Here is a 24,112-nt window from a genome sequence, read left to right on the forward strand (position 1 = left end):
CCTCCCCTGGTCGTGAATTCACGACCGACTCTACTATGCCGATTGTGCCGGCCGCTTCAACCGTGCGGGCTCGCCTTGTTCCAGACTGTGCCTGACGGCGGCCATCGGATCGTCCGAGAGCAGCTTGTCGAGCGCGGATGTGACGGCCCCGCGGAAGTCGCCGTTCGTGGCAAGGCCCGGGTCGAAAATGGTGTCGATGGCGAGGATACCGGCCGCCAGCATCTCCGGGTCACGGCCAGTTGCGTCGGCTATTTCAGCGACCTTGCCGGCATAGGGGTCCGATACCGGCCAGCGCTTGCCGAACCTTGCCGAGGCCTGGATCAGATAGGCAATCCAGCCGGCGACGGGCACCGATAGAAGTGCGATGCTTTCGCCTTTCGCCAGGCGGTCGCGGATCGGATTGAGCAGGCGCTGTACGATCTTCTGCGAGCCATCGGTGGCGATCTGGTGATTGCGATGGCGGATCGCTGTGTTCCTGAGGCGGCCAAGGCTCTGCTCGACATAGGCCTGCGGCGCCACACCGGGCACCGGCATCAGCGTCGGCAGCGTCTCCTCGACCAGCATGCGGCGAACGAAGGCGGCCAGCAGCGGATCGGCGATGGCATCCGACGTGTGCTCGAGGCCGGCCAGTACGCCGAGCGTGGCGAGCGTCGTCTGGGCGCCGTTGAGCACCCGCATCTTGAGGTGTTCGAAAGGGGTGACGTCGCCGACGAAAGTCGCCCCGACCAGATCCCAGCGCGGCACGCGGCCGGCGAATTTCTGCTCGATCACCCATTGCCGGAACGGTTCGCCGACGACGACGGCGGCGTCGTGATAGCCGAAACGCCGCGCCACCAACTCGATGTCGGCCGGCGTGGTCGCCGGCGCAATGCGATCGACCATGGCCGAGGGAAAGGCGACGTTGGCTGATATCCAGTCGGCCAGGCCGTTGTTGCGACGGCTGGCGAGAGCCTGCACGACAGTCTCCAGGATGACGCCGTTGGTTGGGATGTTGTCGCAGGAGAGCAGCGTCACCGGACGCCCGTGCGAGGCCATGCGCAGCTCCAGCGCCCGCGCCAGCATGCCGGGCACGCTGCGCGGCGTCTGGGGGTTGGCGAGATCGTGGACGATATCGGGATGGTCGAGATCGAGCGCGCCATTCGAGGGAATTTGGCAATAGCCCTTCTCGGTCACGGTCAGCGTGACCATGTCGATGCCGGATGAGGCCAGCACCTCGAGCGCGGGTGCAGCGCTTTCCTGGCTGTCGACAACCCTAACGATGCCGCCGATGACGCGCGCTTCGACATGAATGTCTTGCCGGATCAGGCGCGTGTAGAGGCCGCCCTGGCCGCCCAGCGTCTCGGCGAGGCGAGGCGGACGGATGTTGATGCCGATCACGCCCCAGGAATCCGGACGGTGGGACAAGAGATCGTCGGTGTACTCGGCCTGATGGCAGCGATGGAAGGCACCGACACCGATATGAGCCATGCCAGGCGCAAGCGCTGTCCGGTCGTAGGATGGTTTCTGGACGGCGGAAGGGAGCCGGCTAAGCAGTTCCGGGCCGAGCGTTTCTACCGGCGCGGCAGCGGCCCTCACCGGTTCGCTCCCACGACCCATTGCTCCTGGTCGATCAGCGCGCCGGTCATCGGTCCGGAAGCATCGGAAAGCAAGAAGACTGCGAGGTTGGCCACGTCGCCGGCAGCAAGCAGGCGGCCAAAGGGTTGCGATGCGTTCGCGGCGTCGAGCCAGCCGGGGCCAAGCCCAAGCGTTTGCGCCTGCATGATGCGTTCCGCCGGCGTGTCGGTCCAGCCGACATTGATGCCGTTGACGCGGATGCGGTCGAAACGATGCGCGTTGGCTGCGTTGCGGGTCAGCGTGGCGAGCGCGCCCTTGGTGGCGGAATAGACGGCCAGTTCCGGCGAGCCGCAATGCGCATTGATCGACAGGATGTTGACGATGGCGCCGCCTTGCCCGCGCTTGACCATATCGGCGATGGCCGCCTGCATGAGAAAAAATGGCGCGCGGGCATTGACGGCGAAAAGGGAAGCCCAATCGTCGAGATCGGCATCGAGGAAGGAAGCGCGGTCGGTGAGGCCGGCGGCGTTGACCAGCCCATCGATGCGCCCGAAGCGAGAAATGCAGGCTTCCACCAGCAGCACTGGGGCAGCAGGGTCGGCGAGCTCGGCTGCGACAAAGGCTGTCGGCGTGCCGATGGCGGAAAGCTGAGCCGCGGCCTCCGCGCCGCGCCGTTCGTCGCGGCCGGTGATCAGCAGGCCGGTTGCGCCGGATCGCGCGAGCTCCTCGGCGATCGCGCGGCCGATGCCTTGCGTGGCGCCGGTGACCAGCACCACCTTGTCGTCAAGCCGAAGCTCCATTCCTCCTCCCGGAACAAAGTTTCTAGTTTTCTAGATATGGAATGCTGGTTCCCGATAGTCAATTATGCCAGTGACGATTATGCCAGTGACGTTTTCAGGCGGTGCGGCGCGCGACCACGCCGTGCACGAGCGCCATGCCGACGGCGAGCGAGGCGGCAAGCGAGCGGAAGCCGGCGAAATCCTGCTCGACCACCTCCAGCCAGGTATCCGAGAGCTGAACCAAGGGAGAAAACGTGCTGTCGGTGATGGTGACGATGCGCGCCTTGCGCTCATGGGCGACGGCGACGAGATCCGGTGTGATCGAATTGTAAGGGCTGAAGGAGACCGCCAGCACCGCGTCGCGGCTGCCGATGCAGCCGACCTGGTCAAGCGCCGTGGAGCCGACATTGTCGACCAGCACATTGCGCACGCCCTGCTGCGACAGAGTGAGCGAGAGATAGGTGGTGACGGGAAAGGCGCGCTTGCTGCCGATCACGTAGATAAGGTCGGCATTCGCCAGGAGATCGACCATACGCTCGAAACTGGCGATGTCGAAGTCCTTGTCGATGCGGCCGAGCGAGGCCTGCGAGGCGCCGACCAGGCCATTGAGAAAATGCAGATTGGCGTTGGGCTCGGCCGCCGCCTGTTCCTGCCCGTCGCGCGCCCTTCCTTCGGGCCAGGATCCCTTGACATGGTCCTTGAACAGGCCCTGGAAATCGGAAAAGCCGGCATAGCCGAAGATCTGGGCAAAGCGCACCAGCGTCGAGGGCTGCACGCCGGCCTGCTCGGCGACCTGGGCGATGGTGCCGAGCGCCACGTCGCTCGGATGCTGCCACAGGAAGATGGCGACCTGGCGCAGGCGCTTTGGAAAATGCACCGTGCCGGACGACAGCACGGCGCGTAGCTCCTCATAGGTCCGCGGCTTGGTGTAGCCAAGCGCGGCGAGCGAACGGCCACGCTTGCGGGCCGCCGCCTCGTCGGCGATGGATCGTCCTGATGACTTGCTTGCCCCACTCATAATTTCAGGCTAGCGCGATACGATCGTTTTACAATATGAAAATTGGAAATCGTGTTCGAAAGCGGTGGGGGTTCGGCAGGGATTGGCGGAAGCCTCTCCAACGTCGTCATCCTAGGGCGAAGCAGGAGCGGAGCTCCGTCGCGGAGACCCTAGGATCCATACCGTGACGGTTGTCGAGGAAAGCAGCGGAAGAGAAGATTCTGCACCGTAGAATCGCTCTGATGTCACGGCATGGATCCTGGGGTCCGCGCCGCGTCGCTGCGCTCCTTGCTACGCCCCAGGATGACGAAGCGATAGGTGGAGGAGCTTGAAATGGTCTACGCAACATCGGACGGATCGACGGGCACGCGCCTCAGGGTAGGCATGGTGGGGGGAGGCCGCAATGCCTTCATCGGCGCCGTGCACCGGCTGGCCATGCGGCTCGACGACCAGATCGCGCTGGTCGCCGGCGCGCTGTCCTCGGATCCTGAAAACGCGGCCGCGTCCGCCGCCGAGATCGGCATCGCCCAGGATCGAAGCTACGCCGACTACCACACGATGGCGCGAGCGGAGGCGGCCCGGCCGGACGGCATCGAAGCGGTCGTCATCGTGACGCCCAACCATCTGCACGCGCCGATCGCCACGGCTTTCCTTGACGCTGGCATCGACGTCATCTGCGACAAGCCGCTGTCGACGACGCTGGGCGAGGCGCAAGCGCTGGTAGCGCTGGCGCGGGCGAAAAACCGCAAATTCGTCGTCACGCTCAACAACACCGGCTATGCCATGGTGCGGCAGGCGCGTGAAATGGTGGCGGCGGGCGAACTCGGCCGCATCGTCTCCGTCCATGCCGCCTATATCCAGGACTGGCTGACACTGCCGATCGATGCGCAGGGCCAGAAGCAGGCGGAATGGCGCACCGACCCGGCGCGGGCCGGGCAATCGGCGGTGCTGGCCGATATCGGCGTGCATGCATTCAACCTGGCGAGTTTCATCTCGGGCTGCGAGGCTGAGGCGGTCGCGGCCGATCTGTTCACCGCCGTGCCGGGGCGGCGGCTCGACGACAATGCGCATGTGCTGGTGCGCTGGTCGGGCGGGGCGCGTGGCACGATCCTGGCCAGCCAGACCTCGCCCGGCCACTATAACGATCTCTCCGTGCGCATCCATGGCGACAAGGCCGGGCTCGAATGGTCGGGCACGCGACCGGAAGAGTTGCGCTTCTCCAGATATGGCGAGGAAACACGCACGCTGGTGCGCGGCGGCCATGGCTCGTCCGAGGCAAGCCGGCGGGTGTCGCGCATGCCGGCAGCGCACCCCGAAGGCTATATCGAAGCGTTCGCCAATCTCTACCGCGATGCCGCCGACATCATCCGCGTCCATCGCTCGGGCGGCGCGGTCGATCCGGCGCAGGCCGCTCAGGTGCCCGACGTCATAGACGGCGCGCGCGGCGTGAAGTTCGTCGCGGCGGCCGTCGCTTCAAGTTCCGCCGGCGGAACCTGGACGCCTGCCTTGTTTTCCTGAGTTTGGTTGGCTTTGATCCGCATCGAGGGGGCTCGATAGTTCCTGCGCTGTCAGAAGTTCGGTAGCAGCAGCATGGCGCAGTAGCCGGCGGCTGCGGCGATAAGGGTCGCTACAACCAGCGGCAACCAGAATCTGGCCGGGCCGGCAAATATTGCCAGCGAGACGCGACCGATCGCGTTTGCCGCAAGCGCCGCGAGTACTGCCTGACCCGCGGTCTCGACAGGGACCGAATGCTTGACCAGACGCAACGCGCTGAGCACCGAGACATCGACATCGAACGTGCCCGCAAGCGCTGAGCTCGCCAGCAGGCCGCGTCCGCCGAATTGAGCAGCCAATGCAGCGCTCGCGGTCGCCACGACCGCAAAGAGCAAAGCGAAGAGCAGCAACGGTCCCAATTCGAATGGATTGCGTGTCAGTGTATCGCTTTTGCGATCCCCGCCGGCGCGAGCCAACAGGAACGCTCCGCAGGCTGCGAAGACGAGCGCCGCGCCGATCGCGGGGATGCCGACCGTGACGAACACGCTTGGCTCGATGATCAGAACCACGGCGCAAACGCGCAACACCGAAACCATCGCCGCCAGCGAAGCAGCGCCGGCAAGCGGCAGAGGATTGCTTGCCGACATGGCGTTGCGGGCAAGCGCCACGGTTACGGCGGTGGATGAGACGATTGCACCGGTGAGCGAGCTGACGAGCAGGCCGCGCGTGGTTCCGAGGACGCGAACGGCAACATAGCCAGCGAACGATATCGATGCCATCAGCACCGTGAGGAACCAGACCTCCCATGGATTGAAACCGCCCCACGGGTCCAGCGTCCGGTTTGGCAGCAAGGGCAAAACGATCGCGGTCATCACCGCCAGGATCAGCGCCGAACGAAGTTCGACCCAGGTCAATCGCTTCAGAAGGCCGTGCAGGATCTCGCGACTGGCAAGCACCGCCGCGAGTGCTGCCCCTCCGGCAGCCGCGGCCCGGTAATCGCCGGAGACGGAAAGGGCGCCGAGCGCGAAAACGCCAAGGGCCGCTATGACTCCCGTAACGCTGAAATCCTTGTCATGGGCAGCCTCACGCGCCTTGTACCAGGCGAAAATCGCGGCGAAGGCGATGAATCCGCCGACCAGCACGGAAACGGCGTCGAACGCATCGGCCAGCGCTGCGAGAATACCGCCGAGCAGACCGGATATGCCGAACGTCCGAATTCCGGCCGTCCGGCTGCGATCGGGCGCGTCCCGTTCGCGCCAGCCGCGCTCCAATCCGACAAGCAGGCCTATTGCCAGCGCGAGTCCGAGCCGGGCGATGAGCGAGTCCATGTCTGGCGGGCCTTCAGGTGGCGGCCATCGGCAGATGGTTGCCAACCCACCTGACGATCTGCCCCGTTGCGCCAGATTCGGTTGCCGCAGCTTCATGGGCCAGCGCCATCATCTTGCAGGGGCAGCACCGGGGTGCCCAGACATCGACGACGGGGAGGCTGCTGCGCGTGATCTGATGATCGAAAATCCGGGCGTCCACGTCCGGATGGCCCGAGAACAGCTTGCTGCCGCACTTCGCGTCCCCGGCATTGCATGCCGACGGCAGGCGATTGCTTCCGCCGCAACTGCCGCAAACCACCTGATTTTCCTGTGCCATGGCCATTCACCTATTGATATCATCATTTATGTGCGTTGGAGACGTCCTTCGCCATGTCGGGTGCGTATCGCGGTTGGCGAGTGAAGGACGATCAGCACTGTTTCACCGACTTTCACCGGTGAACGAAGCTCCTGCTTCGATCACGAGGTTTCGATCAATATGGTGCTGGTCGGCATGGTATGGCCGTGATCCGATGTGCCGGTGTCAGGAACCCGTGCCGGTTACGTCGCTCATGACTTGGGTCACGATGGTTCGGCCCCAAGTCGTCTTTTTCAGCCGGAGCGCACATGGCGGCACTCACACGTCGCAGACTTTTGAGAACTGCCGCAATTGCCGGCGCGGGCGGGATCGGGCTCTCCGCCGTCGGCAGATTTGCCGGCTGGGCCGCTGCTAAACCCGAGCCGGTGGTGCTGCAGACGGCCAGTATCCAGGCGAAGCTGATGGATGTCGACCAAACCAGGAATGTGCGGACCTACGGCAATGTGCCGATCCATGGAGCCGGAATGCCGCCTGTGCTCAGAATGAAAAAGGGCGAGCCTTTCGCCGCCCGGCTCATCAACGCCATCGATGATCCGACGACGATCCACTGGCACGGCATTCGCGTTCCAAACAAGATGGATGGCGTTCCATTTCTGGTCCAGCCCTATGTCTATTCCGGCGATCATTTCGACTACGCATTCACGCCGCCGGACGCCGGCACTTTCTGGTATCACCCGCATTGCAATACGCTGACCCAGATGGGCCATGGCCTGACGGGCGTGATCGTGGTGGAGAACCCGGGCGATCCGAAATTCGATGCCGAAATGGTCATCAATCTGCGCGACTGGCGGCTCGGCGACGACGGTCAGTTCATCGACCAGTTCCGGCCGCGCGATGCCGCAAAGACCGGCACCTACGGCACGGTGCGCACCGCAAACTGGCTCGATCAGCCGCAATATGACGCGCCGGCCGGAGGACTGGTGCGGCTGCGGATCGCCATCACCGACGTCACCCGGATCTATGCCTTTCGTGTCGAGGGCGCTGAGGCGGCAGTCATGGCGCTTGACGGCAATCCGGTGCCGCCACGTTTTTCACCCGATGCCTTGCTGCTTGGACCCGGCCAGCGCATGGAGCTCGCCATACGCATGCCCGATGACGAAGGGGCAATCGTGAGCCTGAGAGACGTCAGGGGCACCAAGCCCAAAGTTTTGGCGACCTTGCGCGCGACGGGAGGCTCTCTCAAGCGGAACCTTCGCGACCTTGCGCCCCTGGAGGTCAATCCGGTGCAGGCGGTGGATCTCACCACTGCAAAGCACATTTCATTGGCACTCAGCGCCACGGCGGAAAACATCCCGAGCGATGGCATCTGCGGTTCGCTTGGCTACAGTTTCTGGGCAATCAACAAGGTGCCATGGCCGGGCGATACGCCGGATCCAACCGCACCGTTGGCCGAATTGAAGCTCGGCAGGAGCTATGTCATCGACATGGAAAACCTGACGCCGCAATCCCATCCGATGCATTTGCATGGCATGAGCTTCAAGGTGCTGTCGTCCTCGACGCGCCAGATTCAGCCGGTGATCTCCGACACCTATCTCATCCAGCCCAACGAGAAGGTTCAGTTCGGTTTCGTAGCCGACAATCCCGGCGACTGGCTGCTGCACTGCCATATCATCGAGCACCAGAAATCGGGAATGACGAGCTATGTCCGGGTGGTGTGAGGCGTGTCGAAAGTAATCGAGACTGCGGTGGCCAGCGTCGGACCACATCTGAATCAGCCGAGGGGACGCAAGTATTCGGCCCACTTAATAGCTCAGGCACTCGCTACTGTGCGTTCTATCTCTTGCGCTTTTCTCGGGAAAACCGTTCACACTTTTCCTGGAATTGCTTTGAAGCATTATCCTTCATCTGTTCGACTGATGCGCCGGGTCGTTGGCAGTGGAATTTACAATCAGCAAGTTCGGCTATGGCCCAGATCTTTGGGCCCGATCTTTTTGGATGAAAGACTGACAAAACCTTGTCGCATGTAGGATCACCTATCATCACAGCAAGAACTGCTTTTCTGGCCACTCTGGCCGTCATTCTCCTGCTAACCCTTTCGCCCGGGTGGCTTTTGCAGATGTTTGGCATCGCCATCACCCTTGGTCATGACAAACTCAATCACGCCGCTGCGTTTGCCGTTCTGGCGACCATCGGATATTTTGCCTGGCCGGACCACAGGGCAAAACTGACCGTGCTCCTCGTTCTGACCGCCGCCGCGATCGAAGGTCTTCAGGGCTTGCAGACAATTGGACGCAACCGGGATGCCTGGGACTGGGCTGCCGGCTGTGTCGGCATGGCGTGTGGGTTACAAATCGCGAACTGGACAAGCAATTTTGCCGGCGCCCTGAGATACGACAAGCGAAGATCCCTGTAACTTTAGGCGGTCCCGTCCGTCTCACTTTCCTTGTTCCAGCGTCCGGACTGGCCGATAGGGATTGGTTTCCAGCCACTCGCGCAACACGATTTGAATAAGCTCCGTTCGACCGATCTTCATCTCGGCAGCGATGGCGTTGAGCGCATCCCCTGCCGCGGGCTCAAGCGAGATACCGGAGACGTTCCTGAGCACCAATGCTGCGCGGCGAAGGATAATTTGCAAATCGCCACGCGAGACCTCAGTGACGCGATCTGCAGCGCTTTCCAGTTCTTTGGCGATGGACAGGCGGGTCATGTCGATGTCCAGTCAAGTTGCATGGGCGGTGATGCTGTCAATCAAACGAAGTTTCGACGGATTTGCTTCCCGGCACTCTATCTTGTGTAACGCGTGATCGGATTTCTGGCACAGGGATCAGAGTATGCGGGCATAACGATCTTTTCAGAGAGCGCTGAGCAGCCCGCCGTCATTCTCAAATACGGTGGCGAAGAGCAGAAGTTTCACTGAAAAGTTCGCTGGCGCCAGTTGGAAGCCTGGGGTTGGCGCCGGCCAGACGGATCAATTTCAGTCCCTCCGCTTGAACAAGCCAGCGGACAGGTCGCCGGCGCGCGTATGGCGATCGCTGAGGCGCATACCTAGTACCGATCGTTTGCGGCCCTGACACGGGTATAGCCGAATAGGCGAGGCGGGTTGCGCTCTAATTGCACGATCGCAGGAGGTCTTACGCGGTTCCTCTGGCCCTCGGCGAAGGCGAGGGCGAAGGATTTCAGCACGAATGAGTATGTGCGTTCTTCGTCATCTTCACTCACGCGAACGATCCATTCGCCGTCGGCCTCGAACATTTCAACACGGGTTCCCCCGCCAAAGCTGGCTAGATAACCACGGACATCGCGCTGGGGATTAAGCACCGATTTTTCCTCCCGCCTGAACGAACGGGTATTATGCCTAGCCTGTCTCCTTCAATTATCTATGACATAGCTCACATTGTTTTCTCGCGGTCCAAGCTCGCTGGCCCGGGGATCGCCGCGGTAAACGGCTCGCTCCGCTCAGTAGAAGTGGGGAAGAAAGTGGGAATAGGCTTCGCTCACTTTGCAAAACCATTCAAAATCATGATGTTATGACAAATCCGCTGGTGGAGCTGAGGAGGATCGAACTCCTGACCTCGTCATTGCGAACGACGCGCTCTCCCAGCTGAGCTACAGCCCCGTCCAGCGGATGGCGCATTTATCGGGCGCCGCGGTTTGCTGTCAAGGCGGCGTTTTGCGCGAATGACCTCGTTTTAGCCATCGATCCGGCATGCGGCGGAAGGCGGCTCTTGCCGGTTTGGCGCGCAATGGCTACATGTCGGCAACAATTGGAGACCGGCATGATCGCCCTCATTCAAACCATCGTCATGGCGCTTGACCTTTATTGGTGGATCATCATCGCCTCGGCGATTTTTTCCTGGCTCCATGCCTTCAACGTCGTCAACTCGCGCAACCAGTTCGTCGGCACCGTCGGCAACATGCTCTTCAGGCTGACCGAACCGGCATTGCGGCCGATCCGCCGCTTCATGCCCGACCTCGGCGGCATCGACATCTCGCCGATCATCCTGCTGCTGATCCTGTTCTTCATCCGGCAGTTCCTGCTCACCACGGTGGTGTCGCTGGTCGTCTGAGCCGTTCGATGAGCGCGCCGTTTCGCACACGTAACGACGGCGTCGATCTGTTCGTCCGGCTGACGCCAAAGGCTGCGATGGACAGGCTGGAAGGCATCGAGATTTCGGCGGACGGGCGAAGCCACCTCAAGGCCCGCGTCCGCGCCGTGCCGGAAGACGGCGCCGCCAATCAGGCGCTGGAAAGGCTGGTCGCCAAGGCGCTGGATGTGCCGGCATCAGCCGTTTCGATCATTGCCGGCGGCACTGCCCGACTGAAGACACTGCGCATTTCAGGCGATGCGGCGGCGCTGGCGAAAACCATTGAGCTGCTCAGCGGTGCTTGAGTCGTCAGCTGCGCTGCTCAGACCAGCCCGCGCTTGGCCATCATCGCTTCGGGTGAGGGCATCTTGCCGCGGAAGGCGGTGTAGAGCTCCTCGGGATCCTTCGAGCCACCGGCGGCGTAGATGTTCCTGCGCAGCCGCTCGGCCAGCGCCGGGTTGAACGGGTCGCCGGTTTCCTCGAAGGCGGCGAAGGCGTCGGCGTCGAGCACCTCCGACCACATGTAGGAATAATAGCCGGCCGAATAGCCGTCGCCGGAAAAGACATGGCCGAAATGCGGGGTGCGGTGACGCATGGCGATGGTGTCGGGCATGTCGAGTTTTTCAAGTGTTTCGGCTTCGAAACGAAGTGGCTGTTCCGGGGCATCCGGCCGCGCGTGGTAGGCCATGTCGACCAGCGCCGAGGCGGTGAATTCGACTGTGGCGAAGCCGGCGCCGAAAGTGCGCGCCGCCAGCATCTTGTCGAGCAGCGCCTTCGGCATCGGCTTGCCGGTCTTGACATGCAGCGCGTGCTTTTCCAGCACCGCCGGCACGGTCAGCCAATGTTCGTAGAGTTGCGAGGGCAGTTCGACGAAATCGCGGCTGACCGAAGTGCCGGACACCGACGGCCAGGTGACGTCGGTCAGCATGCCATGCAGCGCATGGCCGAACTCGTGGAACAAGGTCTTTGCCTCGTCGACCGACAGCAGTGCCGCCTCACCGGCCGGCGGCTTGGCGAAGTTCATGATGTTGTAGATGACAGGCTTCGAGCCATCGCCGAGCTTATAGCCGGACTTCAGCGCGCTCATCCAGGCGCCGGAGCGTTTTGAAGGCCGCGCGAAATAATCGGCGAGGAACAGGCCGCGTTCGCTGCCGTCGGCATTTTTCACCACGAAGACGCGCGCGTCGGGATGCCAGGCGATGATGCCCTTCCTCTCTTCGAAGGTAATGCCGAACAGCCGTGTCGCTACGTCGAAGCAGGCGTCGATGATGCGGTCGAGCTGCAAATATGGCTTCAGCTCGGCCTCGTCGAAGGCGAATTTCTCGGCGCGCAATTTTTCCTGATAGAAGCGCCAGTCCCAGGCGGCGAATTTCTCATTGCTGCCGGCCTCGGTTGCCAGACGCTGTAATTCGATCTGGTCGGAAGCAGCCTTCTCCAGCGCCTTTTCCCACACTGGATCGAGCAGCGCGTGCACGGCCTTCGGTGTCTTGGCCATGGTGTCGTCGAGCTTCAGCGCCGCGAAGGAGGCGTAGCCAAGCAGCTTGGCCTTTTCGGCGCGCAGGCGCAGCATATCGCGCACCACTTCGGTGTTGTCTGTCGCGCCGCCATTCTGACCACGCGTGGTGAAAGCGCGCCAGGCGGTCTCGCGCAGGTCGCGGCGTTCGGAGAAGGTCGTGAACGGTTCATAGATCGAGCGCGAGAGCGTGACGGCATAACGGCCTTTCTGGCCGCGCATCTCGGCAGCTTCGGCCATCGCGCTTTTCAGGAAATCCGGCAGGCCGGCGAGGTCGGCCTCGTCGAGGAACAATGCCCAGTCGCGCTCGTCGGCCAGCACGTTCTGGCCGAAAGTGGTCCCTAGAGAGGATAGCTCCTCATTGATCGTCGCCAGCCGCTTCTTGCCGTCGGCGTCGAGTTTCGCACCGGAACGGACAAAGCTCTTCCAGGTCTTTTCCAGCACCCGTAGCGTCTCGGCATCGAGCTTCAAGCTTTCACGGCGCTGGTAGAGGTCGTCGATGCGGGCGAACAGCCGCTCATTCATCGAGATCGCCGAGAAATGCCTGGACATCTTTGGCGAAATTTCGCGCTCCAGCGCCTGGATCGCCTCGTTGGTGTGGGCGCCGGCCCGGCACCAGAAGATCGACGAGACACGGTCGAGCGCCTCGCCGGCAAGTTCGAGGGCTGCCAGCGTGTTTTCCATGGTCGGCGCTTCGGCATTGCCTGATATCGCCTCGATCTCGGCCTCGTGCGCCTGCAGCGCCGTATCGAAGACCGGCGAAAAATCGCCGTCGCCGATGCGGGCGAAATCGGGCAGGCCGAGCGGTCCTTGCCATGCGGTCAGCGGATGGGCGGCGAGGTCGACGGCGTTTGTGGACGGCATGGGCAATCTTTCGCTGATTGGCGGGAAGAGGCAGGGTCGTCATCGATGTAGGGTGCTGGCCCACCGCGCGCAACATCGCGGTGGCCAATGATCCAGTCAGTAGCCGTCGCAGTTTTCCGCGATCGCCGCCTGCGAACTGGCGGTGATGCGGTTGTTGGTGACCGCGAAGGTCTCCTGCATCAGCATGTCGTTGTTGGGGAAGTCATAGCAGGCGATCACCGTGGTGACGCCGCCCTCGGTCTTATCGATCCGGTGCCGAATCGCCGCGCCGGCGACCGCACCTTGCCAATCATCGATCGAGGCGATGAATTCCTGCTTGTTTTGCACGACGCCGAGGTCGTCGAGTTTTATGCGGACATCGTCTGCAAGCAGGTCCGACAATTCGGTGCGATCGGCGACCAGCAGCGCGGAATACCAGCGGCCGATGATCGCGCTATCGTCGGCGCGGGCGGAGATGGCGGAAAGCAGCAACGTTGCCAGAGCAAAAGCGACCGAACGACACAACATTTATGCCTCCTATGCCATCTCCGGCCGCTCGAAATCGCCGGTGTCCTTGTTCATCACCCAGAGCTCGCCGGTCGAGATGTCGAACCAGGCGCCGTGCAGCGACAGCCGGCCCTTGCCTTCGAGGATCGAGACGCAAGGGAAGGTCCTGAGATTGGCGATCGAATAGCGGATCGAGATGCGCTCCAGCGCCGTCTGGCGTTCCGTCGCCGTCATGAAGGTGCTGGACGACACGGTCTCGGCCGCCGGCGCGATCAGGCTCATCCATTTGCCGATGAAGTCGCCGGGCGACAGCGGCGCGGAATTGGTGTCGAGCGCGGCGCGGATGCCGCCACAGCGACCATGGCCCATCACAACGATGTTCTTGACCTTGAGGCTCTGCACGGCGAATTCGAGCGCGGCGGAGGTCGAGTGGAATTCCCCATCCGGCGCATAGGGCGGCACCAGATTGCCGACATTGCGCAGCACGAAGAGTTCGCCCGGGCCGGCGTCGAAGATCGCTTCCGGAGCCGAGCGCGAATCGCAACAGGCGACGATCATCGTTTCGGGCGCCTGTCCTTCGCGAGCGAGCGAGCGATAGCGGCCGCTTTCGGCGGGATAGCGCCCGTTCATGAAATTGCGGTAGCCAGCGAGAAGGTGTTCGGGGAGGTGAGGCATGGGCGGCGTCGGGACCCTTTCCGGGTTGGATGCGGCACGGCCTGACCTGAATCTCGACAGACCTAACTCTGGGAGAAGGCTCTAACGGCAAAAGGCCGTCGCGAGCAATGCCGAATTGCGAAGGCGTGGCTGCAATTGATTGATAAGTCGGAGGGACAGCGCCCCCCTCTGTCCTGCCGGACATCTCCCCCACGAGGGGTCCCCACGGGGGGAGATCGGCCTTCACCTTTGATTTCGCCAATCGCCAACCTCGAAAAAGGGATCTGTCGGCGAAACAGCCAATCTCCCCCCTCGTGGGGGAGATGTCCGGCAGGACAGAGGGGGGCGCGAAGGATCACCGACCCGTTCCCAACCCGCGAGCCGGAATTGTAGCACTCGCCTCACGCCCAGATCGCTACTGGAATGCCGAAACGGTCGGCGAGCGGCGGGTCGGGAAACGGCCTTGCCTCGCCATTGGCGATGCGGGCGGCAATCAGCATCATCACTGCCGCGTCGAGGAAATCGTCGGCGGCAGCGCCTCTTGGCGGTGGCCGGTCGAGAAACGCCCTGTCATAACCGTGCCGGCAGAGCAGCGCCTTGCGCTCCGCCATGCCGGCTGGACTGACCGCGCCCTTGATCTTCTTCGGCAAGGACATGGCTTGGCCGCCGTTCAGCCGGCAAAAGGCGACTTCCGGGTGCGATTCAAAGACGCGGCTGCGCAATTGCGGCCGTGCGATCAGCAAGGCATCGATCTCGCGGATTTTGGCAAAGATGCCGAAGGCCTGGATCGAGACACCGCGCGGCGGATCGGAACTTGACTTCGCCACCTCGCTTGCCCGGCGATGCGCGGCATACCAGGCCTCGATCGTGGTGAAGGCATCTGTCGCGGCATAAAGCGCCGCGCGCGAGGGAATGGCAAAGACGCTGGATTGCCTGTTACCAAGCAGCGGCCGCACCAGCGCTTCCGGCCCGCGCCCGCCTTTTTGCGACAAATCCGGCAGGCCGATCGGCATGTCGACGGCCACGAGCGCGTCAGGGGGCAAGGTGTCAAGCAGTGCCGCGAAGCTTGGAAAGATATCGACCGAAGGTGAAGCGCCGGGGTTACGAGGTGTCGAACCGGGGTTACGAGGTGTCGAACCGGGGTTACGAGGTGTCGAACCGAGATCGCGGTGGACGGCGATCCAGCCAGCCTTGCAGCCGTCGACGCCGACAAGGACGCGGCTGCCGTCCGAAGTCACGCCCTTTTGTCCCGCCCCGGATGCAGGAGGTGGCGAAGCTGCACCATCGCCATCGGGTGCGACAGGCTCTGGGCATCGGTTTCGAGCTGCAATTCGTCGCCGCCGCGCTTGGCGGTGCGCGCCAGGATCTCGTAGACGGCCGCAGTGGTCGACTGCAGCGCCTTGATCGCCGGCTGGCCGGACAGGATGCGGGCGAGATAGACGGCCGCCGTCAGATCGCCCAGCCCGTTGGGCGGGTTGTCGATGAGGCGATGTTCGGCAAGCAGCGCCTGGCTGCCGTCGAGCAGCAAATTGCCGGTGCCGCCAGCCATCATCGGCGGCGCTGAAGTGACCAGCATGGTCGATGGCCCGGCATGAAGGGCAGCCGCCATCACCGATTTCAGGTCGGGCAGTTGCGCTCCCGTCATCCATTCCAGCTCATAGCGGTTGGGGGTAGCGATATCGGCGATCGGCATCAGCCGGTCGCGCATGGCGATGGCCGTGGGTTCAGGCACGTAGAGCCCACCCGAATCGCCCATCACCGGGTCGCAGATATAGACGGCATCCGGCGTCTTCGCCTTGACCGTGCCGACCAGCGAGGCGACGGCGTCGGCCTGGCCGGCCTCGCCGAGATAGCCCGACAGCACCGCGCCGACTTCGCCCAGCCATGGCGCGCGTTCGAGATCGGCCAGCAGCGCCTTGAACTGGTCGAGCGGCGGTACGATGCGGGTCGCCCTGCCATGGCCTGGATGCCAGGGCAGGATGACGGTCGGCACCGCCCATACCGGAAAGCCCAGCGTCTCCAGCGCAAAGACAGCGGCGCGGTTGCCGACCGAGCCGCGCGCGACATGGCTGGAGATGACGATGACCGCGCGCGGCGCGTCGCTTTGTCCGGTGCTCACGGGGTTCCTAACTTCGGGTGACGAAATACACGAGCCAGACCAACAGGCCGATGGCGATGAGCAACCCCAGCGCCCGGCCGATGCGGGTGCCCCAATATTCGATCGGGTCCGACCGGTCGGCGTCCACTGCTGCGACGTGATCGCGCGCGCCCTTCACGGTCCGCGCGATGAACGAGGCGCCGCCGGGATCGGTCTCGCGCTCTACGCGTTCGATAATGCGGCGCGATTCGCTGTCATTGTCCTGGCGCTCCGCCATTGCGAATGTCCTGTTTCGTGGCGACCTTAGCCCCTTCGCCCGGTCAATCACAGGGCCTCGCGGCCAATGATAAAGAACCAGTAACGCTTCCCGGTCGAAATCATGTTCTCGCGCGCAGATTGTGGTAATGCTTCGCGTGTCAGTCTTATCGAGGGACCTTACCATGCTCGTGCAGCGCCTTTCCTCACCTTTCGCCTTCCGCAACCTGCCAGCCCTGTTGATGATGGCGATCATGCTGCCGCTGCTCGCCGGCTGCGGCTACAACACCATCCCGACGGCGGAGGAAAACGCCAAGGCCGCATGGAGCGAGGTGCTGAACCAGTATCAGCGCCGCGCCGATCTCATCCCCAATCTGGTCGAGACCGTCAAGGGTTATGCCTCGCATGAAAAGGACACGCTCGATGCCGTGGTCGAGGCGCGCGCCAAGGCGACGCAAGTGACGGTGACGCCCGAAACGCTGAATAATCCTGAGGCCTTCAAGAAATTCCAGGACAGCCAGTCCGGCCTGACCAGCGCGCTGTCGCGGCTGCTGGCGGTGGTCGAGAATTATCCGGACCTCAAGGCCAATCAGAATTTCCTGGCCTTGCAGGCACAGCTCGAAGGCACGGAGAACCGCATCGCGGTCGCCCGTCGCGACTATATCCAGGCGGTCAAGGACTACAATCTGACGCTGCGGACCTTCCCGTCGGTCATCTGGGCGACCCTGTGGTTCCGCGGCAACCAGCCATTCGCGAACTTCACCATCGAGGAAGACAAGCTGCAGACGCCGAAGGTCGATTTCGGCACGAAACAGGGCGGGTGAAGAACAACTGGTGAGCGTGGTCCCTATTGGCCTTGCACTCCGTCGCGCCCCCCTCTGCCCTACCGGGCATCTCCCCCTCAAGGGGGGAGATTGGCAGCTTTGGCCTCACCGCCCTTCCTGGAAAGTCGGAGACTGGCGAAAACCGTCGTGACAGCCGATCTCCCCCCTTGAGGGGGAGATGTCCGGCAGGACAGAGGGGGGCGCGACGGAACGCCAGCCTCGCATTCCTGTTCGTCTTCTTCCTAAGCCTTCTCCTCCCCCTCATTGCCTTCGCCGCCGACCTGCCCACCCTGACCGGCCGGGTCGTCGACAATGCCGGCATCATCGACGCCGCGACCGAGGCAGCGCTGACCCGGAAACTCGCCGCCTTCGAGGCGAAGGGGTCCGACCAGATCGTGGTGGCCACCATTCCCAGCCTCGACGGCGAGGAGATCGAGCCCTACGCCAACCGATTGTTCCGGTTCTGGAAGCTCGGTCAGGCGAAGGAGAACAATGGCGTCCTGCTTCTGGTGGCGCCGAACGACCGCAAGATGCGCATCGAGGTCGGCTATGGACTGGAAGGCACGCTGACCGATCTGCACACCAAGCTGATCATCGAGAATGACATGGTGCCGGCCTTCAAGGCAGGCGACTTCTCCGGCGGCATAACCAAGGCCGTCGACGACATGGTGATGGTGCTGGAAGGCAATCCCGAGGAGCTGGAAGCGCGCGGCGAGCGTAACCAGCAGCCGCCCTTCAACACCGACGATCTGTTCTTCGCCGTCTTCATCTCGATCTGGGCGATCATCTTCTTCGGCAGCATCGCTGCCTCCATCCTGCCGCCGATCTTCGGCCAGAAGATCGGACCCGGCCGCTATCGCTGGCTGGGCATGACCTTCGAGCCGAGCCGGCGATCTTCCAGCGGTTGGTCGTCCGGGGGTGGTGGCTGGTCCTCGGGCGGCGGCGGTTTTTCGGGTGGTGGCGGTTTTTCCGGCGGCGGCGGGTCGTCCGGCGGCGGCGGCTCTTCGGGGAGCTGGTGACGACATGACAGAACGCGTCAGTTTGCCAGGATCAAGCCGCTCTTTCACGATCGGCGCCGCCTTGATGGCCATGGCGGTGTTGCTGCTCGTCGGCTTCGCGGCGCTTGCCGCCGAATTGCCGGCTCTGACCGGGCGGGTCGTCGACAATGCCGGCATCATCGACGCCGCGACCGAGGCAGCGCTGACCCGGAAACTCGCCGCCTTCGAGGCGAAGGGGTCCGACCAGATCGTGGTGGCGACCATTCCCAGCCTCGACGGCGAGGAGATCGAACCCTATGCCAACCGGCTGTTCCGTTTCTGGAAGCTCGGCCAGGCGAAGGAGAATAACGGCGTCCTGCTTCTGGTGGCGCCGAACGACCGCAAGATGCGCATCGAGGTCGGCTATGGGCTGGAAGGCACGCTGACCGATCTGCACACCAAGCTGATCATCGAAAACGACATGGTGCCGGCTTTCCGCGCCGGCGATTTTTCCGGCGGCATAGCCAAGGCCGTCGACGACATGGTGATGGTGCTGGAAGGCAATCCCGAAGAGCTGGAAGCGCGCGGCAAACGCAATCCGGCCGACGACAGTTCCGTCGACCCTATCGTCGCACTGTTCATCATCCTGTGGGCGACGATGTTCCTCGGCGGCCTGATGATGGCGTTCCTGCCGCCGATCTTCGGCACCAAGTTGTCGCCGGGCGTGTATAAATGGCTGGGCATGACGTTCCGCTACGGCCAAAGGTCGGGCTACACGCGCACGGGCGGCGGCGTCTGGACAACGGGCACCGGCGGCGGCTGGTCGTCGGGAAGTTCCGGTGGCGGCTGGTCGTCGGGCGGCGGTGGGTTTTCAGGCGGCGGCGGCTCGTCCGGCGGTGGCGGTTCTTCAGGAAGCTGGTGAGACACAAGATGGCGACACGACCGATCAGCCCCGAGGATCACGAACGCATCGCCGACGCGATCCGCGCCGCCGAGACAAAGACCGACGGCGAAATCTACTGCGTGGTGGCGCATGCCAGTGACGGCTATTTCTTCCCGGCTGCCTTCATGGCGACGGTGGCCATGCTTGTCGTCAGCCTCGCTGTCGCATACGGGCTGGAGGCCTGGTGGCTGTCGATGCGCCTGCCGCATTTCGTACTCGCCCAGCTTCTGGCGCTGGCCAGCGTGCTTGCCCTGTTGTGGGTGCTGCCCGACCTGCGCATCCATCTGCTGCCGCGGCGGCTGCGCTACCAGGCCGCGCATGCCAATGCGGTCAAGCAGTTCCTTGCCCGTAATGTCCACCGCACCACGGCGCGCACGGGCGTGCTGATCTTCGTGTCGATCGCGGAACGCTACGCCGAGGTGGTCGCCGACGCCGGCATCGATGCCAAAGTCGGCCAGCATGTCTGGGACGGCGTCGTCCGCGACCTGACCGCGCATGCCGGCGACGACCGCCTCGCCGACGGCTTCGTCAAGGCGATACAGTCGGTTGGCGCGGTGCTGGCCGAGCATTTTCCGGTCTCGGCCGGCGACAGCAATGAGCTCGACGACCATCTGGTCGAGATTTAATGCATATCGCGCAAAAGTGTGCAGCGGTTTTGCGATAACGACATGCATAAAAACAAGAACTTAAAGCGCGTCGCATGAATCCGTTCAAACGTGACGCGCTTTAACCCGGCTCAAAGCGTGCCCCGACACCGTGTCCACGGCGTGCGATCACCTGTGCGAAAGCATGGCGCCTGTTGACCGGACTCTTTGCAATCGGGCGATGCGGGTTTATGGTTAACCAATCATGAACACGCTGAGCATCGATATCAGGAAAGCCGAACCGCGCGACGCAGGCGCCATCGCCGACGTGCACCAGCAGGCCTGGCGCGGCGCCTATGCCGGCATCATTCCGCATCGCACGCTGACATCGATGATCAACCGCCGCGGTGCCGACTGGTGGGACAATGCCATCCGTCGCGCCGCCACGGTGCTGGTCGTCGAGATCGGCGGCAAGATCGCCGGCTACGCCACGATCGGCAAGAACCGGGCCCGTGAGCTCAGGCAGCAGGGCGAGATCTACGAACTTTACCTGCGCCCGGAATATCAGGGCATAGGGCTCGGCAGCCGGCTGTTCTCGGCCGCAAGGGCGCGACTGGCCGACCATGGCCTGAAAGGCATGGTGGTATGGGCGCTGGAGGACAATCAGAACGCGCTCGCCTTCTATGCCGGCGCCGGCGGCCGCGATGTTGCCGAAGGCGTGGAAATCTTCGAGCAGAAGGCGCTGAAGAAGGTCGCCTTCGTCTGGGAATGACAGTCAGGCGGCTTCGCCGTCGATGATTCGGTACGATTTCAGCACTATTGCCGCATTGCACCATGCGCCTTCGCCCGCTATCGGTCTCCAATCGAGAGAGGGACCAAAGCCATGCGTATCGAAGCCGTAGCCATCGGAAAGAACCCGCCCGAGGACATCAACGTCATCATCGAGGTGCCGATCGGCGGCGAGCCGATCAAATACGAGATGGACAAGGAGGCCGGCACGCTGTTCGTCGACCGCTTCCTGCACACTTCGATGCGCTATCCCGGCAATTACGGCTTCGTGCCGCACACACTGTCGGGCGACGGCGACCCGATCGACGTGCTGGTCTGCAACACGCGCGCGCTGGTGCCGGGCTGTGTCATCAATGTGCGGCCGATCGGCGTGCTGGTGATGGAGGACAATGCCGGCCAGGACGAGAAGGTCATCGCGGTGCCTTCGCCCAAGCTGACGCTGCGCTACGAGAACGTCACCGAATACACGCAGCTGCCCGATATCACGCGCCAGCAGGTGCAGCACTTCTTCGAGCACTACAAGGATCTCGAGCCCGGCAAATGGGTCAAGATCGAAGGCTGGCACGACGCCGCCTACGCCAAGAAGATGATCGTCGAGGCGATCGCGCGGGCCAAGGCAAGCAAGTAGGCCAGCGCTTTCCAAGCGTTAAGGCGGTGCGAAAAATTTCGAGACGTCGGCGGGACGGCGCCCCCCTCTGCCCTACCGGGCATCTCCCCCACTTGGGGGGAGATTGGCAGCTTCGCCGCCCCGTCTCTCCTTCAGCGTTGGAGATTGGCGAAAGCCAAGATGGCAGCCAATCTCCCTCCTTGTGGGAGATGTCCGGCAGGACAGAGGGGGGCGTGAAGGATCGCCGAAGGGCGGCCGTTGCCACTAATTGTCGACGCGGCCGAAGTCCGGTGTTTTGCCGATCATCACGCGCATGTCCTTGCCGCAGGCAAAGCTGCGCGCTTTCTCGTCGGCGAGTTTGCGCGCCTCATCGTTGGCGGCCGGATTGCCGGTGGCCAGGACCAGTCCGACCGTGCAGCCGTCATACTTCTCCGGCTGGGAGACCTTGGCGACGACCAGCACCTCGGTCGATTCGCTCTCATCCTCGGGATTGCTGATCGAGCGGCGGTGGATGACGGCGAAGGGAATGGCGCGATCGCCATTCGTCTCGATGCGCCATTCGAGCCTGGGGCCAGCCGAATTGAAGCCGACGAAGCTTTCCCAGACAGTGGTGATGTCGCTGGAGGGAAAACCGTAGAACAGCGATTCGCGGGCATCGTCGTAAGCGATCAGCACGGGGTAGCCGCGATAGCCCGAACAGGTGAGGCTCGCCCAGTCGCCTTCGCCTTCCTCGGCCTGCGCATAGGTGACGCAGTCCTTCTTCGAGTCGAGATCGGTATAGGCGCTGGATATGTCGCCGGCCTGAGCGGCATTGCAGAAGCCGGCGAAAGCTAGCGGGATCAAAAGAGCACGCATGGCGGACATCTCCGTTGCTGACATCTCCGTTTCGGGGCCGCCGCAGCGTATCGTCAAATTTCGCAGCGGCCTAAATTAGAACGAGTCAGGCTGCTCTGAGCGATCTGGTAAACGGAACGCTATTTCTTCAGGCTCGCTTCGATCAAGAGATCGGCGTTACGAGCCACCGACTGCGCCGGCCCGCCTAGCCCGAACAACTGGCCGCTGATATAGGCGCCCTCGACCAGCAGCAGCAGCCCATCGCCCAGCATATCCGAATCCTCGGCACCCATGCTCGCGGCCATCGCGCGCAGGCGGCGGCGAAATTCCTGCTTGTTGGCCTCGCTCACGAGGCGGGCCGGGTGGCCGTGTTCGGGATATTCGACCGCCGCATTGGTCATGCCGCAGCCACGATAGTCGGGCTTCTGCGTGCGCTTGCCGATACGGGTCAGGAAGGCGGCGATCTGCGCGCGCGGATTACCAGGATGGGCGTTCACCGCCTCGTCGAAGCGGTCCCAGAATTCGAGATCGTATTGCCTGAGATAGGAAGCGGCCAACTCGTCCTTGGACGGAAAGCTGCGATAAAGGCTGGGCTTGGTGACACCGGCCCGCTTGACGATCTCGTCGACCCCGATCGCCCTGATGCCTTGCCGATAAAAGAGGTCGCGCGCGACGTCGAGGATCTTCTCGCCGGCTCTCGGCAGGGCCGACGTGTGAAGGTCCTTGATGGACGGTTCATTTTTTTTGTCCGATGACATGCAACGACTCGCTTGACAATGTTACTGACCGGTACGTATGGATAGCGCCGTCCAATTGCAACGTACCGGTCAGTAACATGATAGCTCCATCCCGTCCCTTTGGCCAGCGCTACGCCTTCGTTGTGGTCGGCGTCATTTTCCTCTGCCTGCTGATCGCGGCGGGGCTTCGGTCGGCGCCAGCCGTCATGATGCTGCCGCTGGAGGAAAGTTTCGGCTGGCGGCGCGATGTCGTCTCCCTCGCGGCGGCCATCGGCATCTTCCTCTACGGCCTGACCGGGCCGTTTGCCGCGGCGCTGATGGAACGGATCGGCTTGCGCCGCACATTGCTGGCGGCGCTGGTGCTGATGTCGGCATCGACCGCGCTCAGCCTGCTGATGACCAAGCCGTGGCACCTGTTTCTCACCTGGGGCGTCTTTTCCGGCGTCGGCTCGGGTGCTGTCGCCACCGTGCTTGGCGCCACCATCGTCAATCGCTGGTTCAAGACCAATCGCGGCCTGGTGATGGGGTTGATGTCGGCCTCCAGCGCCACCGGCCTGCTGTTGTTCATGCCGCTGCTCGCGGCACTCGCCCAGTCGGGCGGCTGGAAGCCGGTCGCCATCGCCATTGCGGTCGCCACAACCTGTCTGCTGCCGCTGGTCTATATGCTGGTGCCGGAGCGCCCGGCCTCGATCGGCATGGTACGTTACGGCGCCGATGCCGATGACGTGCCGCCGACGCCGCCGGCAGCGCAAGGCAATTTCCTCACGCATACGCTCACCACATTGCGCCGCGCCGCCGGCACGCGCGTGTTCTGGTACCTGTTCGCCACTTTCTTCGTCTGTGGCTTCACCACCAACGGCCTGGTCGGCACGCATCTGATCGCGTTCTGCGGCGACATGGGCATCGGCGAGATTCAGGCCGCCGGCCTGCTGTCGATGATGGGCATCTTCGACCTGATCGGCACAACGCTGTCGGGCTGGCTCACCGACCGCTTCGATCCGCGCAAATTGCTCGGCGTCTATTATGCGATCCGCGGCCTGTCGCTGATCTATCTGCCCTATTCCGGCTTCTCGGCGACCAGCCTGATCATCTTCGCCGTGCTCTACGGACTGGACTGGATCGCCACCGTGCCGCCGACGCTCAGGCTGTCCAACGACGCGTTTGGCGACCGCAGCGGGCCGATCGTGTTCGGCTGGATCGTCGCCGGCCATCAGGTCGGGGCGGCAACCGCCGCCTTCTTCGGCGGCACCATGCGCGAGTTGCAAGGCAATTACGAACTGGCCTTCCTCATCGCCGGGATGACGGCCATAGCCGCCGCCTGCATCTCGCTGCTGATCAATACCAGTAGGCCGGCCTTCGATCCGGAACCGCAGGCTGCTTAAGGCGCGACGGCTGAGCTGCAATCTCCCCCTCGT

Annotated in this window: 27 protein-coding genes and 1 tRNA gene; 12 read left to right on the forward strand and 16 right to left on the reverse strand. The window is 63.2% G+C overall.

All coding sequences use genetic code 11. The features are described 5' to 3' along the window. Positions 1 to 33: 33 nt before the first annotated feature. The 3 genes from MESS4_RS05090 to MESS4_RS05100 all read right to left on the reverse strand — a co-directional run bounded on the left by MESS4_RS05090 (position 34) and on the right by MESS4_RS05100 (position 3,351). Positions 34 to 1,575, reverse strand: coding sequence for a mannitol dehydrogenase family protein (locus tag MESS4_RS05090; protein WP_006327322.1), 1,542 nt, complete (start codon positions 1,573 to 1,575; stop codon positions 34 to 36). Beyond that, positions 1,572 to 2,354 (reverse strand): SDR family oxidoreductase, encoded by a 783-nt coding sequence (locus tag MESS4_RS05095; RefSeq protein WP_006327323.1) that lies wholly within the window; start codon positions 2,352 to 2,354, stop codon positions 1,572 to 1,574. Before MESS4_RS05095 ends, MESS4_RS05090 begins: the two co-directional genes overlap by 4 nt. A gap of 94 nt (positions 2,355 to 2,448) precedes the next feature. Then, positions 2,449 to 3,351, reverse strand: coding sequence for a MurR/RpiR family transcriptional regulator (locus MESS4_RS05100; protein ID WP_006327324.1), 903 nt, complete (start codon positions 3,349 to 3,351; stop codon positions 2,449 to 2,451). A gap of 312 nt (positions 3,352 to 3,663) precedes the next feature. Between MESS4_RS05100 and MESS4_RS05105 the strand changes: the two genes are divergently transcribed. Further along, positions 3,664 to 4,848: a Gfo/Idh/MocA family oxidoreductase gene (locus tag MESS4_RS05105; RefSeq protein ID WP_006327325.1), complete on the forward strand. Its 1,185-nt coding sequence runs from the start codon at positions 3,664 to 3,666 to the stop codon at positions 4,846 to 4,848. 50 nt (positions 4,849 to 4,898) lie between these two features. Here the strand turns inward: MESS4_RS05105 and MESS4_RS05110 are convergent, their stop codons facing one another. Both MESS4_RS05110 and MESS4_RS05115 read right to left on the reverse strand, forming a co-directional pair. Beyond that, a complete protein-coding gene (locus MESS4_RS05110) occupies positions 4,899 to 6,152 on the reverse strand; it encodes an MgtC/SapB family protein (protein WP_006327326.1) in 1,254 nt (417 codons plus the stop codon). A 13-nt stretch (positions 6,153 to 6,165) separates the two neighbouring features. After that, positions 6,166 to 6,468, reverse strand: a complete 303-nt coding sequence (locus MESS4_RS05115) for a thioredoxin domain-containing protein (RefSeq protein ID WP_051070844.1) — start codon at positions 6,466 to 6,468, stop codon at positions 6,166 to 6,168. A 287-nt stretch (positions 6,469 to 6,755) separates the two neighbouring features. Here MESS4_RS05115 and MESS4_RS05120 point away from each other — a divergent pair, with 287 nt between their 5' ends. Both MESS4_RS05120 and MESS4_RS05125 read left to right on the forward strand, forming a co-directional pair. Next, positions 6,756 to 8,165 carry a multicopper oxidase family protein gene (locus tag MESS4_RS05120; protein ID WP_006327329.1) on the forward strand — a complete coding sequence of 470 codons (1,410 nt, stop codon included), beginning with the start codon at positions 6,756 to 6,758 and terminating at the stop codon, positions 8,163 to 8,165. Between the two features lie 398 nt (positions 8,166 to 8,563). Further along, on the forward strand, positions 8,564 to 8,860 hold the full coding sequence (locus tag MESS4_RS05125; RefSeq protein WP_006327331.1) for a hypothetical protein: 297 nt from the start codon (positions 8,564 to 8,566) through the stop codon (positions 8,858 to 8,860). A 21-nt stretch (positions 8,861 to 8,881) separates the two neighbouring features. Here the strand turns inward: MESS4_RS05125 and MESS4_RS05130 are convergent, their stop codons facing one another. The 3 genes from MESS4_RS05130 to MESS4_RS05145 form a co-directional block, all read right to left on the reverse strand. Further along, positions 8,882 to 9,154: a hypothetical protein gene (locus MESS4_RS05130; protein ID WP_006327332.1), complete on the reverse strand. Its 273-nt coding sequence runs from the start codon at positions 9,152 to 9,154 to the stop codon at positions 8,882 to 8,884. Positions 9,155 to 9,492: 338 nt separating this feature from the next. Further along, entirely contained in the window at positions 9,493 to 9,765 is a 273-nt protein-coding gene (locus MESS4_RS05135; RefSeq protein WP_006327334.1) for a hypothetical protein, read from the reverse strand. Between the two features lie 222 nt (positions 9,766 to 9,987). After that, positions 9,988 to 10,063: transfer RNA gene (locus tag MESS4_RS05145), tRNA-Ala, on the reverse strand. Between the two features lie 160 nt (positions 10,064 to 10,223). Here MESS4_RS05145 and MESS4_RS05150 point away from each other — a divergent pair. Further along, positions 10,224 to 10,514: a YggT family protein gene (locus tag MESS4_RS05150; protein WP_006327350.1), complete on the forward strand. Its 291-nt coding sequence runs from the start codon at positions 10,224 to 10,226 to the stop codon at positions 10,512 to 10,514. Positions 10,515 to 10,522: 8 nt separating this feature from the next. Next, positions 10,523 to 10,837, forward strand: coding sequence for a DUF167 family protein (locus tag MESS4_RS05155; protein ID WP_006327352.1), 315 nt, complete (start codon positions 10,523 to 10,525; stop codon positions 10,835 to 10,837). A 17-nt stretch (positions 10,838 to 10,854) separates the two neighbouring features. On the opposite strand, the gene MESS4_RS05160 is transcribed toward MESS4_RS05155, so the two are convergent. The 6 genes from MESS4_RS05160 to MESS4_RS05185 form a co-directional block, all read right to left on the reverse strand. Beyond that, a complete protein-coding gene (locus MESS4_RS05160) occupies positions 10,855 to 12,909 on the reverse strand; it encodes a M3 family metallopeptidase (RefSeq protein WP_006327354.1) in 2,055 nt (684 codons plus the stop codon). A 96-nt stretch (positions 12,910 to 13,005) separates the two neighbouring features. Then, positions 13,006 to 13,416 carry a hypothetical protein gene (locus MESS4_RS05165; protein WP_006327358.1) on the reverse strand — a complete coding sequence of 137 codons (411 nt, stop codon included), beginning with the start codon at positions 13,414 to 13,416 and terminating at the stop codon, positions 13,006 to 13,008. 9 nt (positions 13,417 to 13,425) lie between these two features. Then, entirely contained in the window at positions 13,426 to 14,070 is a 645-nt protein-coding gene (locus tag MESS4_RS05170) for a carbonic anhydrase (RefSeq protein ID WP_036240723.1), read from the reverse strand. A gap of 380 nt (positions 14,071 to 14,450) precedes the next feature. Next, positions 14,451 to 15,287: a DUF429 domain-containing protein gene (locus MESS4_RS05175; protein WP_006327360.1), complete on the reverse strand. Its 837-nt coding sequence runs from the start codon at positions 15,285 to 15,287 to the stop codon at positions 14,451 to 14,453. Next, positions 15,284 to 16,168 carry a pyridoxal kinase PdxY gene (gene pdxY / locus MESS4_RS05180; RefSeq protein ID WP_006327361.1) on the reverse strand — a complete coding sequence of 295 codons (885 nt, stop codon included), beginning with the start codon at positions 16,166 to 16,168 and terminating at the stop codon, positions 15,284 to 15,286. Before pdxY ends, MESS4_RS05175 begins: the two co-directional genes overlap by 4 nt. A gap of 7 nt (positions 16,169 to 16,175) precedes the next feature. Further along, a complete protein-coding gene (locus MESS4_RS05185; RefSeq protein WP_006327362.1) occupies positions 16,176 to 16,424 on the reverse strand; it encodes a hypothetical protein in 249 nt (82 codons plus the stop codon). Between the two features lie 163 nt (positions 16,425 to 16,587). Between MESS4_RS05185 and MESS4_RS05190 the strand changes: the two genes are divergently transcribed. From MESS4_RS05190 to ppa, 6 genes are all read left to right on the forward strand, one after another. Next, positions 16,588 to 17,226 carry a LemA family protein gene (locus tag MESS4_RS05190; protein ID WP_006327363.1) on the forward strand — a complete coding sequence of 213 codons (639 nt, stop codon included), beginning with the start codon at positions 16,588 to 16,590 and terminating at the stop codon, positions 17,224 to 17,226. A 167-nt stretch (positions 17,227 to 17,393) separates the two neighbouring features. Continuing rightward, the gene (locus MESS4_RS05195) at positions 17,394 to 18,245 is read left to right on the forward strand and encodes a YgcG family protein (protein ID WP_006327364.1); all 852 of its coding nucleotides are present in this window, start codon (positions 17,394 to 17,396) and stop codon (positions 18,243 to 18,245) included. A 4-nt stretch (positions 18,246 to 18,249) separates the two neighbouring features. Next, positions 18,250 to 19,125 carry a YgcG family protein gene (locus MESS4_RS05200; RefSeq protein ID WP_006327365.1) on the forward strand — a complete coding sequence of 292 codons (876 nt, stop codon included), beginning with the start codon at positions 18,250 to 18,252 and terminating at the stop codon, positions 19,123 to 19,125. A gap of 8 nt (positions 19,126 to 19,133) precedes the next feature. After that, on the forward strand, positions 19,134 to 19,772 hold the full coding sequence (locus tag MESS4_RS05205) for a TPM domain-containing protein (protein WP_036240726.1): 639 nt from the start codon (positions 19,134 to 19,136) through the stop codon (positions 19,770 to 19,772). A gap of 223 nt (positions 19,773 to 19,995) precedes the next feature. After that, a complete protein-coding gene (locus MESS4_RS05210; RefSeq protein ID WP_006327367.1) occupies positions 19,996 to 20,502 on the forward strand; it encodes a GNAT family N-acetyltransferase in 507 nt (168 codons plus the stop codon). Positions 20,503 to 20,613: 111 nt separating this feature from the next. Next, positions 20,614 to 21,147: an inorganic diphosphatase gene (gene ppa / locus MESS4_RS05215; RefSeq protein ID WP_006327368.1), complete on the forward strand. Its 534-nt coding sequence runs from the start codon at positions 20,614 to 20,616 to the stop codon at positions 21,145 to 21,147. Between the two features lie 243 nt (positions 21,148 to 21,390). Here ppa and MESS4_RS05220 read toward each other — a convergent pair whose 3' ends face one another. Further along, entirely contained in the window at positions 21,391 to 21,981 is a 591-nt protein-coding gene (locus MESS4_RS05220; protein ID WP_006327369.1) for a hypothetical protein, read from the reverse strand. Positions 21,982 to 22,100: 119 nt separating this feature from the next. Further along, positions 22,101 to 22,718: a TetR/AcrR family transcriptional regulator gene (locus MESS4_RS05225; RefSeq protein ID WP_006327370.1), complete on the reverse strand. Its 618-nt coding sequence runs from the start codon at positions 22,716 to 22,718 to the stop codon at positions 22,101 to 22,103. A gap of 77 nt (positions 22,719 to 22,795) precedes the next feature. Here MESS4_RS05225 and MESS4_RS05230 point away from each other — a divergent pair, with 77 nt between their 5' ends. Beyond that, the gene (locus MESS4_RS05230; RefSeq protein WP_006327371.1) at positions 22,796 to 24,079 is read left to right on the forward strand and encodes an MFS transporter; all 1,284 of its coding nucleotides are present in this window, start codon (positions 22,796 to 22,798) and stop codon (positions 24,077 to 24,079) included. Positions 24,080 to 24,112: the final 33 nt, after the last annotated feature.

Source organism: Mesorhizobium sp. STM 4661, assembly GCF_000359125.1.
Lineage (GTDB): Bacteria > Pseudomonadota > Alphaproteobacteria > Rhizobiales > Rhizobiaceae > Mesorhizobium.